At 71.4% G+C, this 12,478-nt stretch carries 16 protein-coding genes and 1 pseudogene; 10 read left to right on the top strand and 7 right to left on the bottom strand.

Annotated elements, in window-relative coordinates; genetic code table 11:
* Nucleotide 1: 1 nt before the first annotated feature.
* On the bottom strand, nt 2-799 hold the full coding sequence (locus FHU28_RS26635; RefSeq protein ID WP_184687190.1) for an alpha/beta fold hydrolase: 798 nt from the start codon (nt 797-799) through the stop codon (nt 2-4).
* A 52-nt stretch (nt 800-851) separates the two neighbouring features.
* A complete protein-coding gene (locus FHU28_RS26640) occupies nt 852-1,436 on the bottom strand; it encodes a helix-turn-helix domain-containing protein (protein ID WP_184687192.1) in 585 nt (194 codons plus the stop codon).
* Nucleotides 1,437-1,515: 79 nt separating this feature from the next.
* Here FHU28_RS26640 and FHU28_RS26645 point away from each other — a divergent pair, with 79 nt between their 5' ends.
* The 5 genes from FHU28_RS26645 to FHU28_RS26665 all read left to right on the top strand — a co-directional run bounded on the left by FHU28_RS26645 (nt 1,516) and on the right by FHU28_RS26665 (nt 6,961).
* On the top strand, nt 1,516-2,481 hold the full coding sequence (locus FHU28_RS26645; protein WP_184687194.1) for an NAD(P)/FAD-dependent oxidoreductase: 966 nt from the start codon (nt 1,516-1,518) through the stop codon (nt 2,479-2,481).
* A 75-nt stretch (nt 2,482-2,556) separates the two neighbouring features.
* The gene (locus tag FHU28_RS26650; RefSeq protein WP_184687196.1) at nt 2,557-4,404 is read left to right on the top strand and encodes a glycoside hydrolase family 15 protein; all 1,848 of its coding nucleotides are present in this window, start codon (nt 2,557-2,559) and stop codon (nt 4,402-4,404) included.
* Between the two features lie 201 nt (nt 4,405-4,605).
* The gene (locus tag FHU28_RS26655) at nt 4,606-6,321 is read left to right on the top strand and encodes an ATP-binding cassette domain-containing protein (RefSeq protein WP_311773659.1); all 1,716 of its coding nucleotides are present in this window, start codon (nt 4,606-4,608) and stop codon (nt 6,319-6,321) included.
* Between the two features lie 131 nt (nt 6,322-6,452).
* Nucleotides 6,453-6,791 carry a hypothetical protein gene (locus FHU28_RS26660; protein ID WP_184687198.1) on the top strand — a complete coding sequence of 113 codons (339 nt, stop codon included), beginning with the start codon at nt 6,453-6,455 and terminating at the stop codon, nt 6,789-6,791.
* A complete protein-coding gene (locus FHU28_RS26665; protein ID WP_184687200.1) occupies nt 6,764-6,961 on the top strand; it encodes a hypothetical protein in 198 nt (65 codons plus the stop codon). The genes FHU28_RS26660 and FHU28_RS26665 overlap by 28 nt, the downstream gene beginning before the upstream one ends.
* Before the next feature lie 4 nt (nt 6,962-6,965).
* On the opposite strand, the gene FHU28_RS26670 is transcribed toward FHU28_RS26665, so the two are convergent.
* Nucleotides 6,966-7,205: a hypothetical protein gene (locus FHU28_RS26670; protein ID WP_184687202.1), complete on the bottom strand. Its 240-nt coding sequence runs from the start codon at nt 7,203-7,205 to the stop codon at nt 6,966-6,968.
* The gene (locus tag FHU28_RS33135) at nt 7,202-7,540 is read right to left on the bottom strand and encodes a hypothetical protein (protein ID WP_311773709.1); all 339 of its coding nucleotides are present in this window, start codon (nt 7,538-7,540) and stop codon (nt 7,202-7,204) included. Before FHU28_RS33135 ends, FHU28_RS26670 begins: the two co-directional genes overlap by 4 nt.
* 289 nt (nt 7,541-7,829) lie before the next feature.
* On the opposite strand from FHU28_RS33135, the gene FHU28_RS26675 reads away from it, so the two are divergent.
* Entirely contained in the window at nt 7,830-8,588 is a 759-nt protein-coding gene (locus FHU28_RS26675; protein WP_184687204.1) for a helix-turn-helix domain-containing protein, read from the top strand.
* Nucleotides 8,589-8,717: 129 nt separating this feature from the next.
* Nucleotides 8,718-9,275 (top strand): RDD family protein, encoded by a 558-nt coding sequence (locus FHU28_RS26680; protein WP_184687206.1) that lies wholly within the window; start codon nt 8,718-8,720, stop codon nt 9,273-9,275.
* On the opposite strand, the gene FHU28_RS26685 is transcribed toward FHU28_RS26680, so the two are convergent.
* Nucleotides 9,195-10,022, bottom strand: a complete 828-nt coding sequence (locus FHU28_RS26685; RefSeq protein ID WP_184687208.1) for a GNAT family N-acetyltransferase — start codon at nt 10,020-10,022, stop codon at nt 9,195-9,197. The genes FHU28_RS26680 and FHU28_RS26685 overlap by 81 nt on opposite strands.
* A gap of 142 nt (nt 10,023-10,164) precedes the next feature.
* Here FHU28_RS26685 and FHU28_RS26690 point away from each other — a divergent pair, with 142 nt between their 5' ends.
* Nucleotides 10,165-10,623, top strand: a complete 459-nt coding sequence (locus FHU28_RS26690) for a hypothetical protein (protein ID WP_184687210.1) — start codon at nt 10,165-10,167, stop codon at nt 10,621-10,623.
* A gap of 39 nt (nt 10,624-10,662) precedes the next feature.
* Here the strand turns inward: FHU28_RS26690 and FHU28_RS26695 are convergent, their stop codons facing one another.
* A complete protein-coding gene (locus FHU28_RS26695) occupies nt 10,663-10,881 on the bottom strand; it encodes an e9imm peptide (protein WP_184687212.1) in 219 nt (72 codons plus the stop codon).
* 123 nt (nt 10,882-11,004) lie between these two features.
* Here FHU28_RS26695 and FHU28_RS26700 point away from each other — a divergent pair, with 123 nt between their 5' ends.
* Nucleotides 11,005-11,211, top strand: coding sequence for a hypothetical protein (locus FHU28_RS26700; protein ID WP_184687213.1), 207 nt, complete (start codon nt 11,005-11,007; stop codon nt 11,209-11,211).
* A 218-nt stretch (nt 11,212-11,429) separates the two neighbouring features.
* A pseudogene (locus FHU28_RS26705) lies at nt 11,430-12,191 on the top strand (IS5 family transposase); the annotation flags it as partial.
* Nucleotides 12,192-12,229: 38 nt separating this feature from the next.
* Here FHU28_RS26705 and FHU28_RS26710 read toward each other — a convergent pair.
* Nucleotides 12,230-12,466, bottom strand: a complete 237-nt coding sequence (locus tag FHU28_RS26710; protein ID WP_116509107.1) for an IS3 family transposase — start codon at nt 12,464-12,466, stop codon at nt 12,230-12,232.
* Nucleotides 12,467-12,478 lie beyond the last annotated feature (12 nt).

Raw genomic sequence — 12,478 nt, forward strand, 5'->3', positions numbered from 1 at the left:
GTCAGCCGGGGGCGCGCGCCGGGTGGGTGAGGAACGGCAGCACCGCCGCCGGCAGCGCGGGTGAGGTCAGCACGTCGTAGTGGGTCAGTCCGGGCAGCACCGCCAGCCGGGACGCGGGACGGTCGGTTCCGTCGCCGCCCGCGTCCCGGTGGCCGCCGCCGAGCAGGCCGAAGAACTCCGCCGCGTGGCTCACCGGGATTTCGTCCGCGTCGGCGAACACCAGCAGCACCGGCATCGGCAGCGCGGCCACCTCGGCGGACCAGTCGTAGTCCCGTCGCAGCAGCTCGCCGCCGCGGGCCCAGAGCGCCTGCCAGTCCTGCGGGCGGGGCGCCACCCGCGCATATCGCTCGTGGAGCGGGGTGCCGCGCATCTGTTGCGCGACGCGCTCGTCGTGCGCGGACATCGCGGCGAGCGTGCGCGGGTACCAGCCGTGCCGCCGGAACGGCGTGGAGACCAGCACCAGGCGCCGGACCAGGCCGGGGTGCTGGATCGCGGTACGCAGGGCCACCCCGCCGCCGAGGGAGTAGCCGAGCACGTCGGCCCGGGGCAGGCCGAGGTGCCGCAGCAGCGCGGCGACGTCGTCGGCCATCGACTCGTACCGCAGCGGCCGGTCCACGTCGGCGGTGCGGCCGTGGCCCTGCAGGTCGACGGCGATCAGCCGCCGGCGTGCGGCCAGCGCCGGGCGGATCGGCGCGAACGTCTCCGTCGAGCCGTACTCGCCGTGCAGCAGGACCAGCGGCTTGCCGGTCCCGTGCTCCTCGTACCAGATCCGCAGCCCGCCGGCCTCCGCATAGCTCACCCGCCGATCGTCGCGCCGCCCGCGCCGCCGTGGGCGTGTTTGCGGTCGCCGGTCAGCTCGACGCGCGGGGGCGGGCGCGCAGGTGGGCGCGTTCGCCCTGACTGCCGAAGAGGCTGAGGAACTCCACCGCCTCGCTGTCGGCACGCCCGAACCAGTGCGGCACGCGGGTGTCGAACTCGGCCGCTTCACCGGGGACCATCACCAGGTCGTGCTCGCCGAGCACGAGCCGCAGCCGCCCGTTGAGCACGTACACCCACTCGTACCCCTCGTGGGTCTTCGGCTCGGGCTCGGACCGGCCGCCGGCCGGGATGATCAGCTTGTACGCCTGGATTCCCCCGGCCCGGCGGGTGAGCGGCAGCATGGTCATCCCGTACGCGGCGACCGGCCGCAGGTGGATGCGCGGGTCGCCGGTGGGCGGGGCGCCGACCAGCTCGTCAAGCGTCACGCCGTGCGCGCGGGCGAGCGGGAGCAGCAGCTCCAGCGTGGGCTTGCGACCGCCGGACTCCAGCCGGGACAGCGTGCTCACCGAGATGCCGGTGGCGGCGGACAGGTCGGCGAGCGTGGTCTCCCGCTCACGTCGCAGCGCGCGCAGCCGGGGACCGACCGCGTCGAGGGCCTGGTCGAGCTCGTCGTCCATGCCACCAGTTTGCCACATCAGCAAGAGGGTTTGCGGTTCTGCCCTTCCCCGCCGCAGTCTGGTCGCGGAGGTGGTCACGATGACCGAGGTACGTGAGGACTACGAGGTACTGGTGATCGGCGGCGGCGCGGCCGGGCTGAGCGGCGCGCTGATGCTGGCGCGGGCACGCCGGTCGGTGCTCGTGGTGGACGGCGGCGAGCCGCGCAACGCGCCCGCCGACGGGGTGCACGCGCTGCTGGGCCACGACGGCGTCCCACCGGCCGAGCTGCTGGCGCGCGGCCGGGACGAGGTACGCGGCTACGGCGGGCACCTGACCGAGGGCCGGGTCGAGGCGGTGAGCCGCGACGGCGACGGCTTCGAGGTGACGCTCGCCGACGGCCGGCGGGTACACGCCGCTCACGTGCTGGTCGCCACCGGCCTGGTCGACGAGCTGCCCGAGGTGCCCGGCCTGCGCGAGCGCTGGGGCCGGGACCTGGTGCACTGCCCGTACTGCCACGGCTGGGAGGTGCGGGACCGGCCGATCGGGGTGATCGGCAGCGGCCCGATGTCGGTGCACCAGACGCTGCTGTTCCGGCAGTGGAGCGACGACGTGGTCTACCTGCGGCACACCGCGCCGCCGCTGACCGACGAGCAGGCCGAACAGCTCGCCGCCCGCGGCGTGCCGGTGGTCGAGGGCGAGGTCGCGGCCGTCGAGGTGGCCGGGGACCGGGTGACCGGGGTACGCCTGCGCGACGGCCGCACCGTCGACCGTGAGGTGCTGACCGTCGCGCCCCGGATGGTCGCGCGGGCCGGGTTCCTGGCGGCGCTGGGCCTGCGCCCGCAACCGCACTCCAGCGGGATGGACGAGTATCTGCCGGCCGACGAGTCGGGGCGTACCGAGGTTCCCGGGGTGTGGGTCGCGGGCAACGTGACCGACCTGTCGGCGCAGGTCGGGGCCGCCGCGGCGGCGGGCGCCCGGACCGCGGCGATGATCAACGCGGACCTGGTGAACGAGGAGACCCGGCGGGCGGTCGAGGCCCGGCGTGGCGCGCGGGAGGGCGGGTGACCACGAATCCCCTCTAACCTGACAATTCTTCCCCTAGGTTGAGTCGGAGAGGGCAGTCGGAACCTGGGGGGCGACGTGAAGAGCTATCCGGCGATCGAAGATCACGGGCTCATCGGCGACCTCCAGACCGCGGCGCTGGTGACCTGTGACGGGACGATCGACTGGTTCTGCGCGCCGCGCTTCGACTCGCCCAGTGTCTTCTGCGCGTTGCTGGACAAGGACAAGGGCGGCTTCTTCCAGATCGCCCCGCACGACGTCCGGTACGTCACGAAGCAGCTCTACCTGCCCGGCACGCCGATCCTGATCACCCGGTTCATCAGCGCGGACGGCGTCGCCGAGGTGATGGACTTCATGCCTGTGACCGGCGAGCGGGTCACCGACTCGCACCGCGTCGTGCGCATGGTCAACATGGTGCGGGGCACCATGCGCTTCCGGGTGGAGTGCCGGCCGCGCTTCGACTTCGCCCGGGAGAGCCACGAGCTGGAGCGGCACCGCAACGGCTACCTGTTCCGGAGCCGGTCGACGACGCTCGCCTTCAACCCGATCGATCCGGTGCGGCAGCTCTGGGCCAAGACCGGCGAGATCCGCATGGAGGACGGCGACCTGATCGCCTACGGCACGTTGCAGGAGGGTGACACCGGCGGGGTGGTCCTGGAGACCGGCAGCGAGGAGCCCCGGATCATCCCGCCGGAAGAGGTCCAGGGCATGTTCGAGTGGACCCGGGACTACTGGCGGCGCTGGGTCGAGCGCTCCCGCTACACCGGGCGCTGGCGGGAGATGGTCGAGCGCTCGGCCATCACGCTCAAGCTCATGACGTACGCGCCGACCGGCGCGATGATCGCCGCGCCGACCGCCGCGCTGCCCGAGCTGGTCGGCGGCTCCCGCAACTGGGACTACCGCTACACCTGGGTACGCGACACCTCGTTCTCCGTGCACGCGCTGCTCGGCCTCGGGTTCACCGAGGAGGTCAGCCGGTACATGGACTGGCTCGACGAACGCATCCGGGAGGCCGGCGACCACCAGGACCCACTGAAGATCATGTACCGGGTGGACGGGTCCTCGGACCTGCACGAGGAGGTGCTCGACCACCTGGAGGGCTACCGCGGCTCCCGTCCGGTGCGGATCGGCAACGGCGCGGCCGACCAGATTCAGCTCGACATCCACGGCGAGGCGCTCTACGCCATGCACCTCGCCGACGAGCAGGGCATCCGCGTGTCGCACCAGGTGTGGAAGAGCACCGTGCGCCTGATCGACTGGCTCTGCCACAACTGGGACCAGCGCGACGCCGGCATCTGGGAGAGCCGCCACCACCCCCGCAACTACACGTTCGGCCGGGTGATGTCCTGGGTGGCGCTGGACCGGGCCATCCGCCTGGCCACCCGGACCGGCCGTCCCGGGGACATGAGCTGCTGGACCGAACAGCGCAACCGGATCTACAACCAGGTCATGGCCCGCGGTTTCCACCGGGAACGCGGCAGCTTCGTGCAGGCGTACGACGAGAACGTGCTCGACGCCGCTCTCCTCTACATGCCGGCGGTCGGCTTCGTCACGCCCACCGACCCGCTGTGGCTGTCCACCCTTGAGTCGATCGAGCGGGACCTGGTCTCGGACAGCCTGGTCCACCGCTACGACCCGGTCCACTCCCCCGACGGGCTCCCCGGCCACGAGGGCACGTTCAACATGTGCACGTTCTGGTACGTCGAGGCGCTGGCCCGCTCCGGCCGGCTGGACGACGCCCGGCTCACCCTGGAGAAGATGTTCACCTTCAGCAACCACCTCGGCCTGTACGCCGAGGAGATCGCCGCCACCGGTGAGCAGATCGGCAACTATCCGCAGGCGTTCAGCCACCTCGCCCTGATCAACTCGGCGCTGGCGGTGAACGACCTGCTCGACGCCGAGGCCGACGCCCGCCGCCGCCGATAACTCCGGCGGTCTCCGGCCCGGCCCCGGGTAGTGTCGACCGCATGAGGTTCTACGCCGCTGTCATGAAGCCCTGGTCCCTCCGCTGACGGCGGCAGGGTGACCGGCTTCTTCTGACGTACCAGCTCTGCTCCGCCGTCCTGGCGTTCCCGCCGGGCGGTGTCCTCGCGCTGCCCGGCTCCACGACGAGCCGAAGAGCGGACTGTGCACAACCTCGACAACATTCCTTCCTCCCCGTCCACCTCGGGCGGTTCGCTGCCCGCCGGGCACCGGGCGCACGTCCGGGCCGCCGGCGTCCGCGTCGTACGCGGCGGCCGGGTCGTGCTGTCCGATGTCAGCGTGACCGTGTCCGCCGCCTCCCGCCTCGCAGTCGTCGGCGAGAACGGCCGCGGCAAGACCACCCTGCTGCACGTGCTGGCCGGCCTCATCGCGCCCGACCAGGGCGTGGTGGAACGGCTGGGCACGATCGGCGTCGCCCGGCAGAACCTGGAGTCGCGCCACGGCGAGACAGTGGGCACGCTCGTCCGGGAGGCGATCCGGGAGTCCGAACGCGCCTTGCGGGCGCTGGACGCCGCCGCCGACGCGCTGGCCGAGGGCCGGGCGGGCGCCGACGACGCGTACGCGGCCGCCCTGGACGCGGCGACCCGGCTGGACGCCTGGGACGCGCAGCGGCGCGTCGACGTGGCGCTGGCCGGCCTCGACGCGTGCCCGGACCGGGACCGCCCGCTGGCCACGCTGTCCGTCGGGCAGCGCTACCGCGTACGGCTGGCGTGCCTGCTGGGAGCCCGGGTCGACCTGCTGATGCTGGACGAGCCGACGAATCACCTCGACGCCGACAGCCTGGCCTTCCTCACCGCCCGGCTACGCGACCACCCGGGCGGCGTCGTGCTGGTGACCCACGACCGCGCCCTGCTGCGGGACGTGGCCACGGAGTTCCTGGACCTCGACCCCAGCGCGGACGGGTGCCCGCGCCGCTACGCCGGGGACTACGCCGCCTGGCAGGACGGGCGCCGCCGCGACTTCGCGCACTGGGTACGCGACCACGAGGCACAGCAGGCCGAGCACCAGCGGCTGGCCGACGGGGTACGCGAGGCGCGTGACCGGCTCAGCACCGGCTGGCGTCCGGAGAAGGGACACGGCAAGCACCAGCGCCAGTCCCGCGCGCCCGGACTGGTCCAGGCGCTGCGCCGCCGGCAGGAGGCGCTCGACGCGCACCGCGTCACCGTGCCGGAGCCACCGCAGCCGCTGCGCTGGCCACCGCTGGACACCCGTGCCGGACTGCCGATCCTGCGATGCCACGACGTCACGGTGGCCGGGCGCCTGCGCCACCGGGTCACGCTCACGTTGGGCGGCGGTGACCGCCTGCTGGTGACCGGACCCAACGGCGCGGGCAAGTCGACGCTGCTCTCCGTGCTGGCCGGCGACCTCACCCCGTCGACCGGGGAGGTCCGGCACCTGTCCGGCGCGCGCGTCGCGTACCTCGGTCAGGAGGTGCCCGACTGGCCACCGGCGCTGCTCGCGCACGACCTGTACGAGCAGCACGTGGGCCGGCTCCGCTCCAGCGGGCGCGTCGGCTCCGGCACGACCCTGCCGCTGAGCGCGACGAACCTGCTCGACGCCGAGGCCCGGCGTACCCCCGTGGGCCGGATGTCGCACGGACAGCAACGGCGGCTGAACCTGGCGCTGCGCCTGGCCGAACGTCCCGACCTGCTGATCCTCGACGAACCGACGAACCACCTGTCGGCACCGCTGGTCGACGACCTCACCGCCGCCCTGCTGACGACCCGGGCCGCGGTGGTCGTCGCCACCCACGACCGGCAGATGCTCCAGGACCTCGCGGCCTGGCCCACGCTGCCACTGACCGAGCCGGAGGTGCCAGGTCGTTCGGTCACGGAGGGTCATGCCCGGCCGGAAGACTGACACTCCGAGCGATATGACTGGCAGTCATAAATATGCCTCTCAGTCATATCGACTTCTCGCCACGCCTTCCTCACCGGGCTGGACTCGCTGGCTACCGTGGATGTCGGGGCAGTCAGCGAAGGAGCGGCGGGATGGCTGTCGACGGAGCGGGCGCCGGCCCCGTCGGCCGCCCCTCGCGCTACGAGGAGGTCGTCCTCGGCCTGCTACGGGGCGAGGGGGCGACCGTGCTGACAGCCGGTCTCTGGCTGCTCGTCACGTCACTGTTCACCGCGCTGTTCCTGACCTTCGCCGGCTGGCAGGTGTGGGAGAACCGCATGCTGGAGACCAGGGGCCGGGTCGGCGACGCGCAGGTGGTGCGGGCCAACTACGAAGGGCGCGGCAAGTCCCTGAACGTCGTCTACCTGTCGGGCCGGTGGGCACGGCGGCGATCCTGGAGAACCCGGTGCACCGGCCGGCCGCGGGCGACGTGATAGCGGTCCGGTACGACCCCTGGCACCCCACCCACCTGCGGGAAGCGGACGCGCCGATCTGGCGGTGGCCGGACTTCCTGGTGACCGTGCCACCCGCGGTGGCGGGCTGCCTCGTCGTACCGGCCGAGTGGATGCGGTTCCGACGGCGGCTGCGGGAGCGGCGAGTCTGAGCAGTCACCACCCCTGCGGACCGGTCTCCCGGGTCCACCCGACGAAGCGGCGGTGCAGTGCGCCGGCAGGTGCCCAGGGCATGTCCTCGGAGGCTTGCACGAGGTAGGCGCCGAGATACAGAGCCAGTGACACCGGCGCACCGGCGTACTCCGCCCGCAGCTCCCGCCTGCGAGTGGGGCACGGCCACGGCAGGTCGCAGCCGCCGCAGCTCCAGACCGGCATGACCGGGCCGTGGGTGGTCACCGCGCACCCTCCAAGAACCGCGCGGTGATCGCCCGCGCCTGCCGACTCGTCGCCCATTCCGCCTGCCAGCATGGATACGGCGTGAGCCGCGACCACCACGCCCGGCACCCGGCACACATGCCGTCGAGTCCCCGCAGGTGTACCGCGAGGATCATCTCCTCCGGCCCGGGGATCACTCGTCGCTCGCCTGTGGCCAGTGACCGCGATTGATCGGAATCCGATGCCGCGAATGACAGGGCAACTCGGCTCCGCACCGGCAAACCCGTCGCCACCGCCGCCAGCACCACACCGGCCGATGCCGCCGGGCGAACGTCAACGCGGCGGCCGACAGGTATGCGTCGTACGAGACGCGGCGCTCCCGCGAGGCATCGCCGCCGCTCAGCGGTTGCTGCCCGCCTCGCGCCTGGCCCAGCAACCACCGCCGGAGCAACGCGATCTCGTACCGGGACAGTGCGGTCGATGGGTCGTCGCCAGTGCTCGGCATCTTCACCTCCGCCAGGGAAACGCGGCGACACCCCGTCCGCCGCCTGTCTACAGTGACGCCCTGGCGTCACTGATCGCGACGGCACAAGAACCGACAATCCGACTACATCGGTGGCGACATTTAGGCGACATAGCGTTATCGTGACGGGCATGACCGCCCCCAACACGGTTCTGCGCGCCGTCCGTACCGGCATGCGCATGAGCCAGGACGACTTCGCTCGCGCGCTCCAAGCCGCCGGCCACCGCGTCGGCGAGCCCAACGACGCCAACAAGCGACTCGTCCAGCGATGGGAGTCCGGCGTGATCGCCGCACCGCGCCCCGTCTACGCCCGCGCGCTGGAGGTGGTCACCGGCCTGCCCATCTCACTGCTCGGCTTCGCCGCAGTGCCCGGCGGACACGTCGCCGACGACCAACACGGTGGCCACGACCTGACCTCACCCGTATCGAGCCTGGCCACGCCGACGCCGTCCGCCAAGCCGGCCACGGCACACAGGTCATACGAGGGCGTGTGGCTCAGCCGCTACCAGTACTACTCCAGCGGCCGGGAGGAGTCCTTCGCCGGACAGCACTTCGTCGTCCTGCTGCAGCACGGCGACAGGCTGACCGCGCGCAGCTTGCCCGGATCGGCGTCCTCGTCTCTGTCGCTGGACCTGACCGTGGACGGTGCCGTCATCACCGGCACCTGGGTGGAGCAGACCGACCCGGCCGGCTACTACCGGGGCGCCCGCTATCACGGGGCGATCCAGCTTCTGGCCGAGCCGACGGGCCGACGGATGGCCGGTAAGTGGGTCGGATTCGGCAAGGACATGGACGTCAACACCGGCCCGTGGGAGCTTGTCTTCCGCGACGCGTCGACCTCCAAGGCGACGCTGGACCGGTACAACACGCCAGCGACGTAGAGAGCCGCGCCATCGCCTCGACGCCGGACAGGATCGGTGCTCGCGTCGACTACTCTGCACCGGAACACGGCACGGCGCCCGTATCCAGCGAAGCCGCATGTCGTGCCCGCGATACAACAGGAGAACGCTGTGACAGTCCGCGCCACGGGCCGGCCATCGACCCGGCTGGAAGCCGCCCAGGCGCACGCGGAGCACGTGCTCGGCGTCCGGAAGGCGAAGCGGATCGCGACGTTCGGCAACGGCGGCCTGTACGTCCGGGCCGGCACCGGGGCGCAAATCATGGCCTGGCTCGTCGACTTCACGGTGTTCCTGTTCGGTGTCGGGGCGGGCGTCGTCGCCCTGTCCCTGGTGGACCGCGCGGTCACCCTGTCCGACAACCTCGCCGCCGGGGCGAGCCTCTCGTTGCTCGTGGTGGTGCCGGTGCTCTACGGCCTCTGCTACGGCAACGGCCGAGCGCTCGGCGGGGTACTCACCGGCACACAGCTCGTGCGGGTCAAGGACGGCGGCCGGATCGGCCTGAAGGCGTGCTGGGCCATGCTGGTCCGGACGCTGTTGATGCCGGTGCTGGTCGTCGTACTGCTGGTGACCGCGTTCAGTACCGGATCCTCAGACGCGCCCGGTTCGCTCGTGCGGACCACCATCGACCCCGACGCCACCCGGCGGCTCCACGAGGCGGGCATCCGGTGACCCGTCGCGCGGCCGCGCCCCGAGGGCGGACGCCGCCAGCCTGATGCTCACCTGGGCTCCGAGCTCACGGAAGCCGAGCCGGCGAGCGAGCCGTCGTGAGGGCTCGGGGCGTGCGCGCCACTGCGGCATCAGTCGGTTCGCAAGCGCCTCCGCCACCGCGGCGGACGCCACGGCACGGGCCAGTCCGCGGCCTCGGAAGTGGACGCTGGTCAGCACACAGAGATGAGCGACCGCGTGTGGCCAGTTGTCGTACCCCGCCGCCGCGACGACTCGTACGCCGTCCCGGACGACGAACACCGGAGAGGTGATCTCACCGATTCCGCTCTCCGCGACGTCGTCCGCGGAGATGTCCGCGACCAGCCGATCGAGGTCCGGGTGCCCCGGCGACAACCGGGCCACCTCAACGATCGCCGTCTCCGGCCGGAACTCACGCTCGTCGAGGTACGCCAGCGAGGCAGGACCGAGCACGTCCACCACGCCGTGCTCCCCGTCCCACCGCCCGTCCTCGACGGCCGACCGGAGTGGCCGTCCCATGAGCGATTCGCGTAAGAACCGGGCGGCGGCAGCGTCCGGCGCGGTGGCGATCCCTGATCCCCCCAGCACCACGATGCCGGCCCAGGCCGGCGGGCACAGCCGGGAACCGGCGGAGACAACCACCCGAACGCCGTCCGCCGGGAAGCTGGTGGCGACACCGGCGAGGCCGACCCAGAGGTCCTGGACGCGGTGTGACACATCCGATCGAACCATCGACGCATTGTCCCCGGCTGCCGCCTCGGCCGCTGTCCGACCGCACGACCCGCGCGGCATACGACGCGGGCATTCGCTGACCCGTCGCGCAGCCGCGCCCCAAGGACGGACACCGCCCCGCGTACCGCCTAGCCTCTCGGGGATGGAGCGACTGCGCGACCTTGCCGTCCGGCTGGCGATGGATGAGCCGGTCGGCGACGACCTGGCGATGGCGGCCGCGCACGCTCTGGCCCGTGGTGTCGACTCGCCGAGCCTGCGGGAGCTCGCCGGTCTGTCGAAGGGCCAGTCCCGGGAAGCCGTCGACCTGTTCCGGCAGGCGATGGAGGAACTCGGCTCGCCGGTCCCGGACGAAAGCGGCGCCCGGTTGCACCTCATGCGTGCGGCAGCGGCGAGCATCGTCGCCGGAGAGGGCGATCCCGAGGACCTGGCGCACGAGATCTACTGGCAGTCGTCCCACTTTTCCTCACCGGAGCTGCGCGAGGTGGGCTACCGCTTCCTGTACCTGTACGCCGATTGCGGCGCAGCGCCGGATCAGACGGTGCAGGCCGTGGCGGCCATGAAGGATGCGGCGCGGTCGTTCCTGCACGATCATCCCGCCTGACCAGACCCTGCTCGCACCGTCTCTGTCGTGGCGCGGTGCTCAGAGGGCAAACGGCTCGTACGCGAGGGCTTCCGCTATCACCTCCTCATCGGTCAACTCGGGCTCGTTGAAGAACATCAGGGTAATGACGTGCGGACAGCGCAGGATCCGCTTCAGCTCATCGAGCTTCGCCCCCGTCTCCTCGTCAGGAATGGCGGGGTCGCGCAGTTCTCGAACGAGGGCCAGCGCCCTGCCTCGCGATGCATCGTCCAGTTCCACAGCCCCGGAGGGTACGGCTCCGAGCCTGATTTCCGGCGGCTCATTCGTTGTCGAGATGCCCTGGAACCAGCCTTGACCGGCTGCCCCACACTGGGGGCAGGCATCTCACCCAGGGAGGTCGAAGTGCGCTGGCTCATCGTCCTGATCATCATCGCGGCGGCCGTGGCTGCGGTCGCACTGTGGCGCCGTAGCCGGCAGACACCAGTCGACGGCGGCCAGGTGCGTGACTTCCAGGCATCTGCGGAGGCCCGCCGCAGGCTCGACGACCATCGGAACCGGACGGACGGCGGCAACACCGGCAGCGGTGGCGTCGGTGGCTGGAGCGCCTGACCTCACGGCAGGTCAGCTCAACGGGCGACTCGTGCTGTCACCGCACCGGCGGTTTGGCTGGCGTGAGCGGCGGGTGGGGCCGGTTCGGAGCTGAGTGACCACCGCTCAGGCGTAACCTCTGCTCGAAGTCCTACGGAAGCCGACCAGGCGTTCGGCCCGAGCAACTGATCTCAGTGCGTGTTTGAGAAGGTCTGTTGTGGACGGCGTGGCGGCATGACATCCAGCGATGGGGCGGGCAGGGTGGCGCGGTGTCTGCGCGTCGTGGTTACCCCTCGGACTTGACTGATGCCCAGTGGTCGCTGATCGAGGCGCTGTTGCCGGAGCCGAACACGGATGGTCGTCGGGAGAAGCATCCGCGGCGGGAGATCGTCAACGCGATCCTGTACGTGGTGCGGTCGGGGTGCCCGTGGCGCTATCTGCCGGCTGACCTGCCGCCGTGGCAGACGGTGTACTGGTACTTCACCCGGTGGGAAGAGGCCGGTGTGACGGAGAAACTCCTGGCCACGCTGCGGATCAAGGCCCGGGTGCAGCAGGGCCGCCAGCCGGAGCCGTCGGCGGGGATCATCGATTCGCAGAGCGTGAAGGGCGCTGACACCGTCGGCCGGGACAGTCGGGGCTACGACGCGGGCAAGAAGATCAACGGCCGGAAACGGTTCATCATCACCGACACCCTGGGACTGCTGGTCACCGTAACCGTGCTCGCCGCGAGCTGGCAGGACCGCGACGGAGCCAAGACGGCCCTGCTCAGCGCTTACATGGTCACCCCGATCCGGCACGTCTTCGCCGATCAGGGATTCGCTGGGCGACTCGTCGACTGGACCCGCGACACGCTGCGCACCACGCTGGAGATCGTCCGCAAACCCGCCGACCAACGCGGCTTCGCTGTCCACCCACGCCGCTGGGTCGTGGAACGCACCCTGGCCTGGCTCACCGCCTGCCGCCGGCTCGCCCGCGACTACGAGCGCCAACCTGCCGTCTCCGCAGCCCTTGAGTTCCCCCCGCTTTGATGGAGCGGTGGTTACCTGCTGCCGGCTGGTGCAGGGGTGGCGATAGGTGGCTCGGCTGGCTCGGTTCGGTGGCTGTGCCAGGCGGTCTCGTACTCGTTTGGGCTGAGGTAGCCCAGTTCCTTCTGGATGCGGCGGGTGTTGTACCAGCCGTCGATGTAGGCGAAGATCGCGTTCTCGGCCTCGTCGCGGGTCCGCCATGAGGTGCGGTAGACGAGTTCGATCTTCAACGTCGACCAGAAGTTCTCCATCAGCGCGTTGAC

It is taken from the genome of Micromonospora echinospora (assembly GCF_014203425.1).
Lineage (GTDB): Bacteria > Actinomycetota > Actinomycetes > Mycobacteriales > Micromonosporaceae > Micromonospora > Micromonospora echinospora_A.

Coding starts and splice junctions, on each gene's coding strand:
- FHU28_RS26640 (WP_184687192.1), bottom strand. CDS start 1,436: ATGGACGACGAGCTCGACCAGGCCCTCGACGCGGTCGGTCCCCGGCTG.
- FHU28_RS26685 (WP_184687208.1), bottom strand. CDS start 10,022: ATGGTTCGATCGGATGTGTCACACCGCGTCCAGGACCTCTGGGTCGGC.
- FHU28_RS26660 (WP_184687198.1), top strand. CDS start 6,453: ATGGCTGTCGACGGAGCGGGCGCCGGCCCCGTCGGCCGCCCCTCGCGC.
- FHU28_RS26710 (WP_116509107.1), bottom strand. CDS start 12,466: ATGGAGAACTTCTGGTCGACGTTGAAGATCGAACTCGTCTACCGCACC.
- FHU28_RS26690 (WP_184687210.1), top strand. CDS start 10,165: ATGGAGCGACTGCGCGACCTTGCCGTCCGGCTGGCGATGGATGAGCCG.
- FHU28_RS26645 (WP_184687194.1), top strand. CDS start 1,516: ATGACCGAGGTACGTGAGGACTACGAGGTACTGGTGATCGGCGGCGGC.